Source organism: Kribbella sp. NPDC056345 (assembly GCF_042262745.1).
Lineage (GTDB): Bacteria > Actinomycetota > Actinomycetes > Propionibacteriales > Kribbellaceae > Kribbella.
Window position 1 is genome coordinate 79,166 of the sequence record NZ_JBHJQQ010000002.1, and the last position, 15,120, is coordinate 94,285.

Annotated in this window: 12 protein-coding genes; 8 read left to right on the forward strand and 4 right to left on the reverse strand. The window is 68.9% G+C overall.

What is annotated here, in order from left to right; genetic code table 11:
* Window positions 1-56: 56 nt before the first annotated feature.
* The 3 genes from ACFCV3_RS06170 to ACFCV3_RS06180 are packed head-to-tail and all read left to right on the forward strand — an operon-like array spanning window position 57 to window position 2,149.
* Window positions 57-455, forward strand: coding sequence for a cyclic nucleotide-binding domain-containing protein (locus ACFCV3_RS06170; protein WP_376026608.1), 399 nt, complete (start codon window positions 57-59; stop codon window positions 453-455).
* On the forward strand, window positions 445-1,440 hold the full coding sequence (locus tag ACFCV3_RS06175; RefSeq protein ID WP_376026610.1) for an adenylate/guanylate cyclase domain-containing protein: 996 nt from the start codon (window positions 445-447) through the stop codon (window positions 1,438-1,440). The genes ACFCV3_RS06170 and ACFCV3_RS06175 overlap by 11 nt, the downstream gene beginning before the upstream one ends.
* 4 nt (window positions 1,441-1,444) lie before the next feature.
* Window positions 1,445-2,149: a GNAT family N-acetyltransferase gene (locus ACFCV3_RS06180; protein ID WP_376026613.1), complete on the forward strand. Its 705-nt coding sequence runs from the start codon at window positions 1,445-1,447 to the stop codon at window positions 2,147-2,149.
* On the opposite strand, the gene ACFCV3_RS06185 is transcribed toward ACFCV3_RS06180, so the two are convergent.
* From ACFCV3_RS06185 to ACFCV3_RS06195, 3 genes are all read right to left on the reverse strand, one after another.
* Entirely contained in the window at window positions 2,150-3,379 is a 1,230-nt protein-coding gene (locus tag ACFCV3_RS06185; RefSeq protein WP_376026615.1) for a DUF1700 domain-containing protein, read from the reverse strand. It abuts the gene before it with no gap.
* The gene (locus tag ACFCV3_RS06190; protein ID WP_132175444.1) at window positions 3,376-3,705 is read right to left on the reverse strand and encodes a PadR family transcriptional regulator; all 330 of its coding nucleotides are present in this window, start codon (window positions 3,703-3,705) and stop codon (window positions 3,376-3,378) included. Before ACFCV3_RS06190 ends, ACFCV3_RS06185 begins: the two co-directional genes overlap by 4 nt.
* Window positions 3,706-3,829: 124 nt before the next feature.
* The gene (locus tag ACFCV3_RS06195) at window positions 3,830-5,761 is read right to left on the reverse strand and encodes a Xaa-Pro dipeptidyl-peptidase (protein ID WP_376026617.1); all 1,932 of its coding nucleotides are present in this window, start codon (window positions 5,759-5,761) and stop codon (window positions 3,830-3,832) included.
* Window positions 5,762-5,920: 159 nt separating this feature from the next.
* Here ACFCV3_RS06195 and ACFCV3_RS06200 point away from each other — a divergent pair, with 159 nt between their 5' ends.
* Complete coding sequence (locus ACFCV3_RS06200; RefSeq protein ID WP_376026620.1) at window positions 5,921-6,934, forward strand: LacI family DNA-binding transcriptional regulator; 1,014 nt, start codon at window positions 5,921-5,923, stop codon at window positions 6,932-6,934.
* Between the two features lie 15 nt (window positions 6,935-6,949).
* Window positions 6,950-7,852 carry a 1,4-dihydroxy-2-naphthoyl-CoA synthase gene (locus ACFCV3_RS06205; protein WP_376026622.1) on the forward strand — a complete coding sequence of 301 codons (903 nt, stop codon included), beginning with the start codon at window positions 6,950-6,952 and terminating at the stop codon, window positions 7,850-7,852.
* Here ACFCV3_RS06205 and ACFCV3_RS06210 read toward each other — a convergent pair.
* Entirely contained in the window at window positions 7,849-8,775 is a 927-nt protein-coding gene (locus ACFCV3_RS06210; RefSeq protein WP_376026624.1) for a ricin-type beta-trefoil lectin domain protein, read from the reverse strand. The two genes, ACFCV3_RS06205 and ACFCV3_RS06210, sit on opposite strands and share 4 nt — an antisense overlap.
* Window positions 8,776-8,939: 164 nt before the next feature.
* On the opposite strand from ACFCV3_RS06210, the gene ACFCV3_RS06215 reads away from it, so the two are divergent.
* Genes ACFCV3_RS06215 through ACFCV3_RS06225 form a run of 3 tightly spaced genes read left to right on the forward strand, consistent with a single transcriptional unit; the run spans window position 8,940 to window position 15,120 of the window.
* On the forward strand, window positions 8,940-9,584 hold the full coding sequence (locus ACFCV3_RS06215) for a sigma-70 family RNA polymerase sigma factor (RefSeq protein ID WP_376026626.1): 645 nt from the start codon (window positions 8,940-8,942) through the stop codon (window positions 9,582-9,584).
* Complete coding sequence (locus ACFCV3_RS06220; protein WP_376026628.1) at window positions 9,581-10,627, forward strand: hypothetical protein; 1,047 nt, start codon at window positions 9,581-9,583, stop codon at window positions 10,625-10,627. The genes ACFCV3_RS06215 and ACFCV3_RS06220 overlap by 4 nt, the downstream gene beginning before the upstream one ends.
* Window positions 10,618-15,120 (forward strand): FtsK/SpoIIIE domain-containing protein, encoded by a 4,503-nt coding sequence (locus ACFCV3_RS06225; RefSeq protein ID WP_376026630.1) that lies wholly within the window; start codon window positions 10,618-10,620, stop codon window positions 15,118-15,120. The genes ACFCV3_RS06220 and ACFCV3_RS06225 overlap by 10 nt, the downstream gene beginning before the upstream one ends.

Consider the following 15,120-nt stretch of genomic DNA (forward strand, 5'->3'; position numbering starts at 1 on the left):
GGGCGCGAGGGTTTAGAGTTACCGGCGGGGAACATCGGCGATATCGGAGGCTCGACGTGGCACTGGGTAGAACGTCCCCGCGGGACCTGCCGCTGTTCGCGGATCTGTCCGGGAAGGACATCCGGGACATCTTCAGGGCCGGTGAAGAGGTGTCGGTGCCGGCCGGGTGGTCGCTCATTCTCGAGCAGACCCCGCCGGACGCGGCGTACCTGATCCTGAGCGGTACGGCGGCGGTCCGGGTCAAGGGCGAGGAGATCGCCGAGCTCGGCCCGGGTGATATCGCCGGTGAGGTCGGGGTCCGGAAGAACACGTTGCGGACGGCAACCGTGACGGCGAAGTCGCGGTTGCAGCTGCTGCACTTCACCCGGGAGAAGTTCGACGACCTGACCCGGCGGCTGCCCGACTTCCGGGAGGCCATCGACGCCACCATCGCCGAGCGCCGCGGTGGATCCTGATCCGGGCGCACCGAACGGGCAGCCGGATCTAGCGGCACTGCAGGCCGAGTTCGAGCGCACGCTACTGGGCGGGGACCGGAAGTTCACCCGGATCGAGGTCTCCGAGCGCGCCGGGATCTCGATCCAGCGCGCCGAGCGGATGTGGCACGCGCTCGGGTTCGCGACGGTGCCGGACGACGAGATCGCCTTCACCGACGGAGACGTCGAGGCGCTGCGGCTGGTCGCGGCGCTCGAGGACGACAACTTCATCGACCCGTCGATGGAGTCCTCACTGGCTCGCAAACTCGGGCAGACGCAGTCGCGACTCGCTTCCTGGCAGTCCGCGATGTTCCTCGAGTTCCTCGCCACCGCACCCCTGGAGGCTGACGAGGCGATCGAGGTGGCCGGGCAGCTGCTGCCGGCGATGGAGAAGCTGCAGACCTACGTCTGGCGCCGGCACCTGGCCGCCGCGGCTGGCCGGGCGGTAGCAGGCTCCGACGAGCTGGCGCGTGGGATCCGTGCGGTCGGGTTCGCCGACATCGTCAGCTACACCCGGCTGACCCGGCGGATGACCGAGAACGAGCTCGGTCAGCTGATCGAGCGGTTCGAAGGCATGGCCGCCGATGTCGTCGCGCTGAACGGCGGCCGGGTGATCAAGTCGATGGGCGACGAGGTCCTCTTCGTCACCGACACCGCGGCTGAGGGCGCAGCAGTAGCCCTGGCCCTCCAGGATGCCGTCGAGGCCGTCGACGACCTGCCTGACCTGCGGATCGGGCTCTGCTACGGCAGCATCCTGATCCGCCTCGGAGACGTGTACGGCGAGGTCGTGAACATCGCCGCCCGCCTCACCTCCGAGTGCAAACCCGGCCGCGTGCTGGCCGATCGCGAACTCGCCGCCGCCCTCGACGGGCATCCGGCGTACCGGCTCCGCAAACTCCGCCGCGTCTCGGTCCGTGGCTATCACCACCTCGTCCCGTACGCCCTGCAAAGGGCTGAGACAGAATGACTGTGTGCATGAGATCCACACCGCCGCTGACCTGACTGGGGATCCGCTCATCGTTTGGGCTGGGCAAGGGTTCGGGCCTGGCGTCCGAGCCTGGTACGACGGGAGTGCGGTCGCCGTCGCTTCGCCGGAGCTCTCGAAGCGTGATCGGCTGGCTGTGGCCGGACCGCCTGCAGAGGTGGCTCGGTTGGTCACGGCGGTCGCGGGCGAGGTCGGTACGTCGTACCGGCCGTTCGGGGACGAGGATCTGATCCGCGAGCTTGCGGATCGGGTGCCTGGGCTGGAGTTCTCGGCTGCGTTCGGCTGGATGGAGACGGCCGAGATTCCGCCGGTCACCACGACTGCAGGGTGGCTGGAAGGTGACGACGGGGTGGAGGCATTGCTTGCCGAGGCGTCACCTTCGTCGTACGCGTGGCCCGGGCTTCCTGGGGTACGGCGCTGGGCGGCGATCTCGGGTGCTGACGGGGAGCTGCTGAGTATCGCGGCCGATGCGTGGAGTGCGCCGGAGGTCGGGTTCCTGGCCGGGGTGACGACGCGTGAAGTTGCCCGGGGCAAGGGACTGTCCCGGCAGGTCTGCGGGTTCGTCACCGCGGAGCTGGTCAAAGAGCACGGGCGCGCCGGGCTGATGGTCGACCGCGACAACCCCGCCGCGATCGCGGTCTACCACCGCCTGGGTTACACCTACCGTCGCGTCGCCGCGGCGCACTTCTGACTAACGCGTTGGCTGCACGGTTAACGTCGCTCCCGGAGTCGGCTTCGCGGGAGGCGGCGTCACCTTGGCCGACGGCGTCGGGTTCGGGGTCGGCGTCGGGTTCGAGGTCGGGCCCGTGGTCGGGAACTGCGGCGGGGTGAACGGCGCCTTGATCTCGTCCTTGCAGACCGACTCGTCCGGGTTGGCTTCGGTGGGCTTCTCGTTCGGCACGTAGGTGGCGACCGCGTGCGGGAGAATGTTGCTGTTCTTGGTGCCCGAGTTGTTGTTGTCTGTGGCACAGCCCTGCAGCGGGAGCGTGATCGCCTCGCCGTCCTGCGTGTACAGCGCCACCGAAACCTGCTTGCCCTGGGCATCGAACGGGTAGACGTTCGTCACCTCGGAGCCGTTCCAGCGCAGTCCGTCACTCGGCGGGTTGTAGTTGCTGGAGTTGTTGTAGTCGCTCCGGTCGAAGACACCGCTGTACGCACCGAGGAAGGCCGCGGACAGGAAGGCCGGTACGGCGACGGCGGCGACCACGTTGAGCGGGATGACGTACCAGAGCCAGCGGCGATCCTGCTGGGTCCGGCGGGCGACCCAGACCGACAGTACGGCGCCGCCGATCGCGCCGACGACGGCGACCGCGCCGGCACCGAACAGCAGGAAGAACCCGCCGCCACCGACCGCGCCGCGCAGCACCCACCAGACCGGCTGGCCGATGGTGACGAGCTCCTTGCGGACATTCGGCGGGATCTGCTCGATCAGGTCGCGGATCTGGCGCTCACCACGCTGACCGCGCGGGGTATCGAGGACGACCCGGGGGTCGTTGCCGCGGAGCGCCCGGACGCCGAGGTAGGCCGCGCCGAACAGGATCACGAAACCGACGAACCCGAAGAACGCGCTCGCTCCCTGACCACCGGCGAAGACCGCGACGGCGACGAAGAACGGGCCGACGAGGGTGGCGATCAGGCCCCAGCGGAGTGCCCGGTTGCCCGGGTTCTGGTCGGTGACCGGCTGGGTCCGCGGCGGGTAGCCGGCCGCGGTACGCAGCTCGGCGGCGTACTCGTGCGGGGTGCCGAGGCGCTCCTGCAGGGCGATACCCGTCGGCTCACCCTCGAACTCGGCCGCGACCTCGGTGAGGTGACCGGTGACGTCGTCGAGCACATCGGCCAGCTCGCCGGGTGGCAAGTCGCTCAGCTCGGCCCGCACCTGGGCGAGATAACTCGCGACCGCTCCGGTCAGGGTGCTGTTCACGCGGCCTCCTTGGTCAGCAGCAGAACCGACATGATGTCGGCGAAATGGGTCCAGGTCCGGGTGGACTGGTCGAGCAGGTCGTGGCCGGTCTTGTTCAGCCCGTAGTACTTGCGGTGCGGGCCCTCCTCGCTGGGCTGCACGTACGACGTCAGCGCGCCGGCCGCGAACAACCGCCGGAGCGTCCCGTACACCGAAGCGTCGGCGACATCGTGCAGCCCGGCAGCACGCAGCCGGCGCAACACGTCGTACCCATAACCGTCGGCATCGCGCAGAACCGCGAGCACCGCCAGGTCGAGCACCCCTTTGAGCAACTGGCTCGTATCCATCCCCAACCTCCTCATCTGCACTCCACACTACTACACACTGCGGAGTACTCCGCAATGACCACACCCGGAACGCAGCACAGGCGCCCCGGGGAGCCCGGGACGCCTGGGTGTGAACTGCTGAGGGTTAGTTCTTGGGGTCGCGGAGGTCTGGGCGTTCGGTGGGGGTGGTGATGTCCACGTCGATGGGGGCGACCTTGGCGGGGGCGGTGAGTTTGCCGGTGGTGAGGGGGAGGTTCAGGCGGCTGCCGGCCAGGTCGATGTCGATGGAGGCGCCGGTGTCGTTCGGGCTGGTCCATTCGACGTCGGACAGGGTGACGGCCAGGCCGAGGACGCGGCCCTTCGGGATGATCTCGTCCTGGGCGCGGAGCGGCACGGTGACCGTCGTCCACTTGCCGGGGGTCAGCGGCTTCGGCTTGGACAGCGAACCGCTGTGCGCCGCGTCGATCCAGCCGCGGCTGACGATGCCGTGGTCCGACTTCGCGGTGAGCTTCTTGATCAGGAAGTAGCAGCCGTCGTCGTAGCTCGTCTGCTGGCCGTGGCAGCTCTCATCCTTGGTGGTGGCAATGCCGGAGTACCGCTGGGCGTCGCCGTACTCGACGAGGCGGGCGGTGATCGGCGTGGTGGTCGAGTCGGCCTTGATCCGGAGCGTCACGGTCGGGGTGCCGCTGACGCGGATCGCGGTCGGCAGTGGTGCGGACACGAACATCTGGCGGCCGGCGATCTCCTCGGACGGCGTGGCGACGATGTCGTCCTCGGTCAGCTCCGGGTCGTCGGTGACGGTGACCGTTCCCTTGCCTGCGGCACCTAGTTTGCCGGCGGCCAGCGGGATCGGCGTTGTGTGCTTCGCGGCCGGCCAGGTCTGGTAGTCGTTCCACTTGTCCGGCGCGGTCTCCACCGAGGCCATCGGCTCGCGCATCACGCCGTTCGGCAGGCCCTGCAGCCAGTAGTCGAACCACTTGTGCAGCTCGTCCACCCAGTCCTGGCGGCGGAACTCGAACGGGTCCACGTGGTCCTCGAGACCCAGCCACAGCTTGCGCGGCACCTTGTTCTTGGCGAGTGCGTCCCACCACTGCGAGAAGTGGTTGGTCTGCACGTTGTAGTCGCTCAGGCCGTGCGTCATGAAGACGGACGCCTTCACCTTGCGCGCGTCCTTCACGTAGTCGCGCTCGGCCCAGAACTTCGTGTAGTCGCCGGTCTCGTCGTCGTCGTTGTCACCGAGGTCGGCGCGGACCGCCTCACAGGCCGGGGTGTCGTGGCCGATGTGACTGGCGAGCCATGGCATGTAGTCGTCGGAGTACGGGACGCCGCCGGAGCGGGTGTAGTCGTACCACGACGAAATCGCCGAGATCGGCACGATCGTCTTCAGGCCGCGGACACCGGTCGCCGCCACCCCGTTGGCCAGGGTGCCGTCGTACGACTTGCCGATCATGCCGACCGCGCCGGTCGTCCAGGACGCCGTCACCGGCGAACCGTCCGAGGTGTGCGCGCTGTTGCGGCCGTTCAGCCAGTCGATCACCGCGACGACGGAGTCGATCTCGTCCTTGCCGCCGACGTCACCGCAGCCGGTCGAGCGGTTCGTGCCGACGATGTCGACGCCGACCATCGCATACCCGCGGGGGACGAAGTAGTTGTCGTAGAACAGCGGCATCTTCTGGATGACGCCGTTCTCGTCGTACGTCTTCTTCTCGCTCTCGTTGCCGCGGCCGCAGCAGGAGTAGTACGGCGAGGCGTCCATGATCACCGGGATCTTGCGGCCGGTCAGTGCGGTCTCGCTCGGCCGGACGATGTCGACCGCGATGGTGTCGTTCTTGCCGTCGGAGTCGGAGTCCATCGCGGTGTCGACGTACACCGACTCGCGGATCGCGTTCGCGTAGTCGTAGACCGGCTTGGTGCTGTGGGTGCGCTGGTCGATGTTCGACGGTTCGGTGGGCGGGGCGGGAGCACCTCGGTCGGACCCGTCCGGAAGCGGTGCGGCCGCGGCAGAACCGATGGCAGCACCGAAACAGAGCGCGGTGGACGAGACCAGGATCGTCACCCTGGTGCGGACGGTCGTCATGGCTGGGAAGGCTAGTCACTCGCGGGCCGCAAAGCCAGGTTCTGGGGAGATTGCCCGGGACTTGCCAGGTACGCACGGTCACGGCCGGAGGCCTGGGATGAGGCTTTCCGATAGTGTGACCGCCACCGCTCCTGGGGAAGGCACAGAAGGGTTGGTCCAGTGAATCTGCGAGCACCGGTGACATTGCTGGACGTCGCGCAGCGCGCGGGAGTGTCGGTCGCGACCGCTTCCCGGGTGCTCAACGGTGGGGACCGCGTACCCCGCCCGGAGCTGCAGGAACGGGTCAAGGCAGCCGCCGACGAGCTCGGCTACACGCCGAACGCGCAGGCCCAGGCGCTGGCCAAGTCGTCGACGAACGTGGTCGGCATCCTGGTCCACGACATCGAGGACCCGTACTTCGCCGCGATCGCGAACGGCGTGATGCGGGCCGCCGACGAGCGCAACCTGCTGGTGATGATGGCCAGCACCTTCCGCGACGCCGAGCGTGAGATTGCTTACCTGGCCTCCTTGCGGGCCCAGCGCGCCCGGGCCGCGGTGATGATCGGTAGCCGCCGGACCGATGCGGAGAGTCTGGCCCGGACGGCGAGCGAGGTGTCCTCGTTCCTGAACTCCGGCGCGGGGCTCGCGCTGGTCAGTCAGTCCGGGATGCCGGCCCACACGATCGAGCCCGACAACCGGGCCGGCGCGGCCGAGCTGGCGCGCTCGCTGGCCGGGCTGGGCTGGCGCAAGTTCGGCATCCTCGGTGGGCCCGATGCGCTCGCGACGGCACGGGATCGGCGCGATGGGTTCGTCGCAGGTTTGGCCGATTCCGGCCTCGAGCCGGTCGCCATCGAGACCGGCGACTTCACGCGGGACGGCGGGCACGCTGCGGTCGAGGAGCTGCTGGATCGCGGCGCCGACGTGGACTGCCTGTTCGCGGTGAACGACGTGATGGCGGTCGGTGCCATGTCCGCGCTCCGGGCGCGCGGCATCGACGTACCGGGACAGTTCGGTGTGGCCGGGTTCGACGACATCGCGACGCTGCGGGACGTCTGGCCGGGCCTGACCACCGTGCGGTTGCCGCTGGAGCAGATGGGCCGGCGTGCGCTCGAGCTGGCCATCGAGGGCGGCGACCCGACCACCGAGACCTTCAAGGCCGAGGTCGTCCTGCGCGAGAGCACTGCAAGAGCCTGAACTAGGCTCGCCGATGTGACCGTTTCCGAGATCTTCGACCCGTCCGCCTGGAAGCAGGTCGACGGCTTCGAGCTGACCGACATCACCTATCACCGCGCGGTCGACGCAGGCGTCGTCCGGATCGCGTTCAACCGGCCCGAGGTGCGCAACGCGTTCCGTCCGCACACCGTCGACGAGTTGTACCGGGTGCTCGACCACGCACGGATGTCGTCCGACGTCGGCTGCGTGCTGCTCACCGGCAACGGCCCGTCGCCGCGGGACGGCGGCTGGGCGTTCTGCTCCGGTGGCGACCAGCGGATCCGGGGCAAGGACGGTTACAAGTACGCCGAGGGGACGACCGCGGAGAGCATCGACCCGGCCAAGGCCGGGCGGCTGCACATCCTCGAAGTACAGCGGTTGATCCGGTTCATGTCGAAGGTCGTGATCTGCGTGGTCCCGGGCTGGGCCGCCGGTGGTGGGCACAGCCTGCACGTCGTCGCGGATCTGACGCTGGCCTCGGCCGAGCACGCGCGGTTCAAGCAGACCGACGCGGATGTGGCGTCGTTCGACGGCGGGTTCGGATCGGCGTACCTGGCGCGGCAGGTGGGGCAGAAGTTCGCCCGGGAGATCTTCTTCCTCGGTGACGAGTACTCCGCCGAGGACGCGTACCGGATGGGCATGGTGAACAAGGTCGTGCCGCACGCCGAGCTCGAGGCGGTCGCTCTTGAGTGGGGCAAAAAGATCTGCGCGAAGTCACCGACTGCGCAGCGGATGCTCAAGTACGCCTTCAACATGATCGACGACGGCCTGGTCGGGCAGCAGATCTTCGCCGGCGAAGCAACGCGACTGGCCTACGGCACCGACGAGGCCGCCGAAGGCCGCGATTCCTTCCTGGAAAAGCGCCCCGCCGACTGGTCGCCGTTCCCCTACGCGTTCTAAGGCTTGTGCCACTTCTGCACCGGGGCGCCGGTGCAGGAGCGGAGGACGAGGCCGGCGCCCTTGTCGCCGGACTCGGCGGTGACGCACTTGTGGGTGGTCGGGTTGACCAGCTCGCGCTTGTCGTTGAGCTGGAACTTCTGCGCCCACCCACCGTTGCAGTTGGCGACCTGAATCCGAGTGCCGTCGGTGCTCTGGGCATTCGCCACGTCCATGCACAGACCCAGCGAGCGGATCGTGCCGTCGGGCTGGAATCTCCAGCTCTGGTTGGCGTTTCCGGTGCACTCCCAGGCAATGAGCGGCGTGCCGTCGCGGCCGTCGCCGTCGCCGGCGTCCTTGATGTCGATACAGCGCTGGGAGTCGTCGCTCTTCAGCGCCATCGCTTGCGGCGAATCGGGTTTGCTGCCCTCAGCGGTCTTGTCACCGTCCGGGACCTTGACCGTCGTGGTCGTGTTGGTGGTTTTGGTAGCCGTCGTGGTCGCGGTCGCCGTGGTGGTGGCGGTGGTGACGTTCGGCGGCAGCGTCACGGTCGCGGTCAGGTTCTTTCCCGGGACGGTGACGACCATCGTGGTGTTCTTGCCCGGGACCGTCACTGTTGCCGGTGGCAACGTTACGGTCACGCCCGGCTTGAGTACCGTGGTGATGGACTTGCCCGGAGCCGGGACTGCACCGGTCGGCGTGGTGCGCTGGTCAAGCACTGGCACGTCGGCTGCGTACACAGGTGAATTTCCACCGCCCGAGTGCATCAGCGCCGGCACGGCGAACGCGATCCCGGCGACGAATCCGGTCACCAGCAGGGTGGCGGACCAGGCGCGCCGGTCCGGCATCCGGCTCACCCGCGGCAGATCGGGCCGCTGGGCGAAGGTGTCCGCGAAGCGTGACGACGAGGGTTTCGCCGGCTTGCCGCGGGTTCGAGGTGACCTCACGTCAGCTCCTGGTGCTCTGGGACGGTAGGGCGGTCCGCTCATATGAGCGGCAGAGCTCATGCCTGCAAGGGTTTTCGGGCACAGGATCACCCGCCTACCGCCCTGCCGTCAAACGACGGCGGGTTTGTGATGCCGGTCACCGCGCAGAACCGACCGGTCGTCGCATGAGACCGCTTTGTTGCGATCTGTTCACACAGAGTTGTTGCCATGAGAGCGTTCTCAGTCTACTTTGGCGACTGATCTGGGGGTCCTCCACCGAGCCGCCACGAGGGAGATCCATCATCGACGAGTGCGCGCGCCGGACCATCGTCATCGACCTGTGTCTGGCCGAACGAGACAGCCTGCGCAGGTACGTGACGAGCATCCTGGGCCGTGACAGTCATGCGGTCGAGGACGTCGTCCAGGAGACCCTGTTGCGGGCCTGGCAGCTGGCCGAGCGGATCGACTGGCATGACCGCCCGGTCCGGATGTGGTTGTTCCGGGTCGCCCACAACCTCGTCGTCGACCTGCATCGCCGCGACGGCCGCGCCGTACCGGTCGGTCTGGACGCGCCGGACTTCGAGACCGACCGCCGGCCCGACGAGGCGGAGCAGGTGATCGACCGCCGCATGCTGGTCGAGGTGCTGCGCCGGTTGTCTCCTGCGCACCGCGAGGTCGTGGCCCGGATCCACCTGCTCGGGCACCCCGGCGAAGAGGTCGCGGCTGTGCTCGGCGTCCCGCTCGGGACGGTGAAATCAAGGGCCCACAACGCTGTTCGGCAGATTCGCGCCGAGCTCAGCCGCGGAGATTGGGCCGGTGCTGCTGCATGACAGGGTTCGGTAGCAGCGGTGTGCGCGCCTTCCTCGGGTACGTCGGTGTGGCGCTGCTCGTCATCATCCTGGTCAACCTGCTGGTCCGGAAGCTGGGTGGCTGGAAGCGGCTAGGACGCTGGATCAAGCGGGAGACCCGTCGCACCGTTCACGCGTTCACCGAGCCGATCGCGGCTCGCCGTCGCTACCGCCGCCGGCTTCGCCTGCTGACCCAGGTACTGCGGGACCAGGCTGCCTGGACCGCTGCCGAGCAGGTGATCGTTGCCGCGGCCAACCTTGTCCCCGGGACTGCGCCGTACGCCGTCGCACTCACCCGCAAGCGAGTCGGCGTACTGGTGGCAGGTCCCGAGGCGGATGTCGACCTGCCTGCGCCGTGGCAGCATGACGAGCAGGACCCGCGGTTGTGGTGGATCGACCGGGACAGCCTGCCCGAGCCGACCGCCCGCCCGACCGAGACACCGCTGCTGGTCTGCCTCGGCACCGACAGCGGCGGTACCACCGTGCTGATGATCGATGTCCTGTCCGGACCACGCACGCTGGCCGTGTACGGCGTGGACCGGATCGCCCGCTCGGTCGTCCAGGCGATCGCTGCCCAGCTCGACGTCCGGCTGCCGGTCGGGGCGATCGAAGTTGCCGAGGGCATCCATTCGCGCCACGACGGACTGCCGCTCGCAGACGCGTTGACCCGACTCGGCGCCTGGTTCGTGGTCGGTGCCGAACCGCTGCAGGTGCCGCTTCCGGCCGGTCGCCGGTTGCTCAGCCTCGGACCGGCACGCGGTAGCTGCCGATTGGTCGAGGCGCTACCCGACCAGACCCTGCGGCTGCACGGCGCGGCCGACTGGCTCCGGATCGATCCGTTGCCGTTGGCAATGGCGGTTGCGCGCTCGATCCGCCGGCTGCCACCGCACGACTTCGGGACCGAGACCGCCGCGCTCGCGAACGAGCCGCTCGACGATCTCGATGACCTGAGCCTGCCGGAGGGTCCGATCGGAGTCTCAGCCACCGCTGGCGAGCCCTCTCGGAAGGCTGCTTCATGGAGCTGAACCTCACCACCGTCGAAGCCCGCTCGGGTGAGCGTTCCGACCGGATCGTCCGCGTCCCGCGCGGCCTGTCGGTCGCCGGTCTGGCCGAAGGACTCGGCAAACCCGGTACGCCGCTCTTCCTCGGCCGCAGGCTGCTCGATCCCACGGCCGACCTGGCTGGTTCCGGGGTTCGGACCGGTGGTGTGCTCGGGCTGGGCGGGCCGATCGACGTACCGGATCTGCTGCAGGGACGACCGACCGGCCCGGCGCCGGTCGTGGTCGAGCTGCACGCCGTCTCCGGCCCGGAGGCGGGTCGGGTCTGGCGGGTCGGACCGGGCAGCCACGAAATCGGTTCGGATCCGCTCTGCACGATTCAGCTGGACGGGAACGACGTACCGCAGGGTGGTCTGTGGGTGACCGTCGGACCGGCCGGTGAAGCGTTCTGGCATCGCACCGACGATCTGACCGGTGAAGTGGCCAGCCGGCAGATCGGGCCGCCGGAGGACGATGCCGCGACCACGGCGATCCGGGTCGAGGACGAAGAGCATGCGGGCGATCCGGCCAAGTCGCAGCGGGTGGTCGATCCCGGTCACGCCGCGGTCGGCGAGGTGCGGGAGTGGCAGCCGGACGAGGACCTCGCGGCCGGGACGGTGCTGCTTCGGTGCAGCGGTGCGCTTGAGCCGCAGGCTGCTGTGCGGCTCGCCGACGACGGCTTCACCTTGGACTACAACCGGCCGCCGCGACTCGCGCCGCACCTGGACGACGAGAAGATCCGGCTGCCAACGCCCCCGGCGCCGCCGCAGAAGCGGCCGTTCCCGTGGCCGGTCGTGATGGCTCCGGTCGTGCTCGGCCTCGTCATGGTCGGCCTGTTCAACTCCTACTACTTCCTCGTCTTCACGATGCTCAGCCCAATGATGATGGGGATGAACTTCTTCAGCGCCCGGAAGACCAACCGCGCTGATCACATCGAGGCCCGGCAGCGCTACTTCGCCCGGATGGCCGCCCTCGAGCAGGAGATCGAGGCCGCGGTCACGCGGGAGCGGTTGATCCGCAACCTGACCGCGCCCGACCCGGTCCGGATCGCGCAGCTGGCGACCCGCCCGGGCAGCCGGTTGTGGGAGCGTCGCCGTACTGATCCCGACTATCTGCTGCTCCGGCTCGGCACGGCCGACCAGGCCTCGCTGAAAGAGGTCGACGACCAGGGCCGCGAGGAGAACCACCGGACGATCCGCTGGACCATCCCGGACGCACCGATCGCGCTGCCGATGCGCCAGCACGGCGTACTGGGCATTGCCGGTCCCGCACCGACCATCCGTGGGGTTTCCCGGTGGCTCGCGATTCAGGCCGCCGTGCTGCACTCGCCGCAGGCGCTGCGCATCGTCGTACTGGCTGACGAAGAGACCATCGACGAGTGGAACTGGGTGCGCTGGCTGCCCCAGCTGCGGCCGGACAAGGCGGACTCGGCGGCGATCCTGATCGCTAACGACGAGTCCACCACCTACGCGCGGATCAGCGAGCTGGTCGCGCAGGTGCAGGGCCGGCACCGCCGGATCGCGGCCGAAGGACAGTCGGCGCAGAACCGGCTGCCGGAGACCGAGGTCGTGGTGATCGCGGACGGCTCGCGCCGGCTGCGTGACGTACCGGGGTTCATCCAGGTGCTGACCGAGGGACCGGCGGTCGGCGTGTACTCGGTCTGCCTGGACCGTGACGAGCGTCTGCTGCCTGAGGAGTGCGGCGCGGTGATCGCGGCCGAGGAGGAGACGCTGACGATCCGCCGGCCGGGTATCCCCGACCAGGAGGATGTCCGCGCCGACCTGGTCACACCGCAGTGGTGCGAGCAGATCGCGCGGGCGCTCGCGCCGGTGCGCGACATCAGCCCCGACCACGACGCCGGGCTGCCGAAGCTGGTCAAGCTGCTCGACGAGCTCGAGCTGGAACCACCGTCGGCCGCGCCGATCGTCGAGCGCTGGCGCCGTCGCCCGGCCAGTACGTCGTTCGTCCTGGGCACCGACTTCGACGGCCGCTTCTCGGTCGACCTGGTCGCCGATGGGCCGCACGGCCTGATCGCCGGTACGACGGGATCCGGCAAGTCCGAGTTGTTGCAGACGATGGTCGCGTCCCTCGCGGTCGCGAACCGGCCGGACGAGCTGACGTTCGTCCTGGTCGACTACAAGGGCGGTAGTGCCTTCAAGGAATGCGCCGGACTGCCGCACACGCTGGGCATGGTCACCGACCTCGACTCACATCTCGTCGAGCGCGTGCTGGTGTCGCTGGACGCCGAGCTGCGCCGCCGGGAGCGGATCCTGGCCGCGGCCGATGCCAAGGATCTGGTCGACTACCAGCTGAAGCGTGCTGCCGATCCGTCGATCGCGCGGTTGCCGCGGCTGCTGCTGGTGATCGACGAGTTCGCCGCGATGGTTGCCGAGATCCCCGATTTCGTTCCCGGTCTGATCAGCCTCGCCCAGCGCGGCCGATCGCTCGGGATCCACCTGATCCTGGCCACCCAGCGACCGGCTGGTGTGGTCACCGGTGACATCCGGGCGAACACCAACCTGCGGATCGCGCTTCGCGTCACCGATCAGTCCGAGAGCCAGGACGTCGTCGATGTGAACGAGGCGGCCTCGATCAGTACCGGGATCCCGGGGCGGGCGCTGATTCGGCGTGGTCCGCGACTTGCAGATCTGTTCCAGACGGCGTGGGTCGGTGCGGAGCGCAAGGAAGACGTCGAGCCGAGCGGGCCGGTCGATCCGGCCGGTGTGACGGTGACTGAGCTGCCGTGGGAGTCCCTTGGCCGGCCGATCGAGCGTGCGGCCGAGGCGGAGGTCGAGGAGGCCGCTCTGACTGTTCCGCTGACCGACCTGCATGTGCTGGTCGAGGCGTTGCGCGAGGCGGCGGCCGAGCTGCCGGACTTCGTCGTACAGCCGAAGCCGTGGCAGCCTGCGTTGGGGGCGCAGTTGCTGCTGGAAGATCTGCCGGATACCAGCGAGACCGAGATGTTCGTGCCGTATGCGTTGGAGGACATTCCGGCGCTGCAGCAGCAGCGGGTCGCGGGGATCGACTTCGACAGCTTCGGGCATCTGTATGTGATCGGCGCGCCGCGGTCCGGGCGTACGCAGGTGCTGCGGACGATGGCGGCTTCGGCGGCCAAGAGTCTGAGCGTTGCGGATGTGCACATCTATGGCATCGATGCGGCTGGCGGGGCGTTGGCGCCGCTCGAGACGCTGCCGCATTGTGGAGCGGTCGTGTCTCGGCACGACATGGAGCGGCTGACCCGGTTGCTGCGCAGGCTGAACCAGGAGCTGACCGAGCGGCAGGAGCTGGCCGGGCAGCACAACGCGACCGGGCTGAACGAGCTGCGCAAGGCGTTGCCGAAGGCCAAGCGGCCGGCGCACATCATGGTGCTGATCGACGGCTGGGATGCGCTGTCGACGATGCTGGACGACCACGACAGCGGCAACCTCTTCGGTGAGGTACTGCGTCTGCTCCGCGAAGGTGGTGGTCTGGGGATCCACCTGATCGCTACGTCGGAGCGGTCGCTGCTCGGTGGGCGGCTCTCGTCGCACAACGACCACAAGCTTCTGCTCCGGCAGGCGGACCGGACCGACTACCAGGCGGCGGGTCTGCGGCTGGCGAAGGTACCGGCGATGGTTGCGCCGGGGCGAGGTTGGCATGTGTTGACCGGCACCGAGACACAGGTCGCCGTACTGGCTGAGGGTGGCGGTTCGGCTCAGGTCGAGGCGATCCGCGCTATTGCGGCCGAGGCGAAGAAGCGCGACTTCAAGGTCTCGGAGGCGCGGCGGCCGTTCACGATCGCGGAGCTGCCGACCTCGGTCGAGTTCGCCGAGGCGTACGAACGGGTCGCTGCGGCGGACCGGCGTCCGCAATGGGGCCTGGTCGGCCTCGGCGGCGACGAAGGCGGTGCGATCGGCGTCGACCTCGGCGGCGTCAGTTCGTCGTACGCCGTCCTGGGGTCACCGGGGTCGGGGCGCAGTAATGCGCTGTCGTGTCTGGCGGTTTCCCTGCTCGCCGCGGGGACGTCGCTGGTCGTCATCACACCGCGCGAGTCGCCGCTGCGGATGCTGCAACGGCACCCGCAGGTCGCGCTGATGAGTCAGTCCGATCCGGCCGAGGACGTCCTGCGGGCCACGCTGGACGGGCTGCCCGGTCCGAAGGTCGTCGTGATCGACGACGCAGACCTGCTGATGACAGCGGCCGCGGACAAGATCCTGAAGGACATCGTGGTCTCGGGCCGCGACCAAGGCGTCGGCCTGATCTTCGCCGCCACCACCGACGGCTTCCAGTCCGGCCTCAGCGGCTGGTCCTCGGCCGCCCGCCGGGCCCGCCGCGGCCTCCTCCTCGAGGCCCGTTCGATGAGCGACGGCGAACTCATCGGCGTCCGCATCGGCTCCAACATCACCCGAGCCACCCCCCGCCTCGGCCGAGCCTGGACCACCGGCCCCGCCTCCCAACCCATCACCGTCCAGGTACCCCTGACAGTTCTGCGGCCGCAGTAG

Bases quoted from the DNA above. Each gene is read 5' to 3' on its own strand.
- ACFCV3_RS06190 (WP_132175444.1), bottom strand. From the start codon at position 3,705: ATGGATACGAGCCAGTTGCTCAAAGGGGTGCTCGACCTGGCGGTGCTC.
- ACFCV3_RS06195 (WP_376026617.1), bottom strand. From the start codon at position 5,761: ATGACGACCGTCCGCACCAGGGTGACGATCCTGGTCTCGTCCACCGCG.
- ACFCV3_RS06215 (WP_376026626.1), top strand. From the start codon at position 8,940: ATGAGACCGCTTTGTTGCGATCTGTTCACACAGAGTTGTTGCCATGAG.
- ACFCV3_RS06220 (WP_376026628.1), top strand. From the start codon at position 9,581: ATGACAGGGTTCGGTAGCAGCGGTGTGCGCGCCTTCCTCGGGTACGTC.
- ACFCV3_RS06225 (WP_376026630.1), top strand. From the start codon at position 10,618: ATGGAGCTGAACCTCACCACCGTCGAAGCCCGCTCGGGTGAGCGTTCC.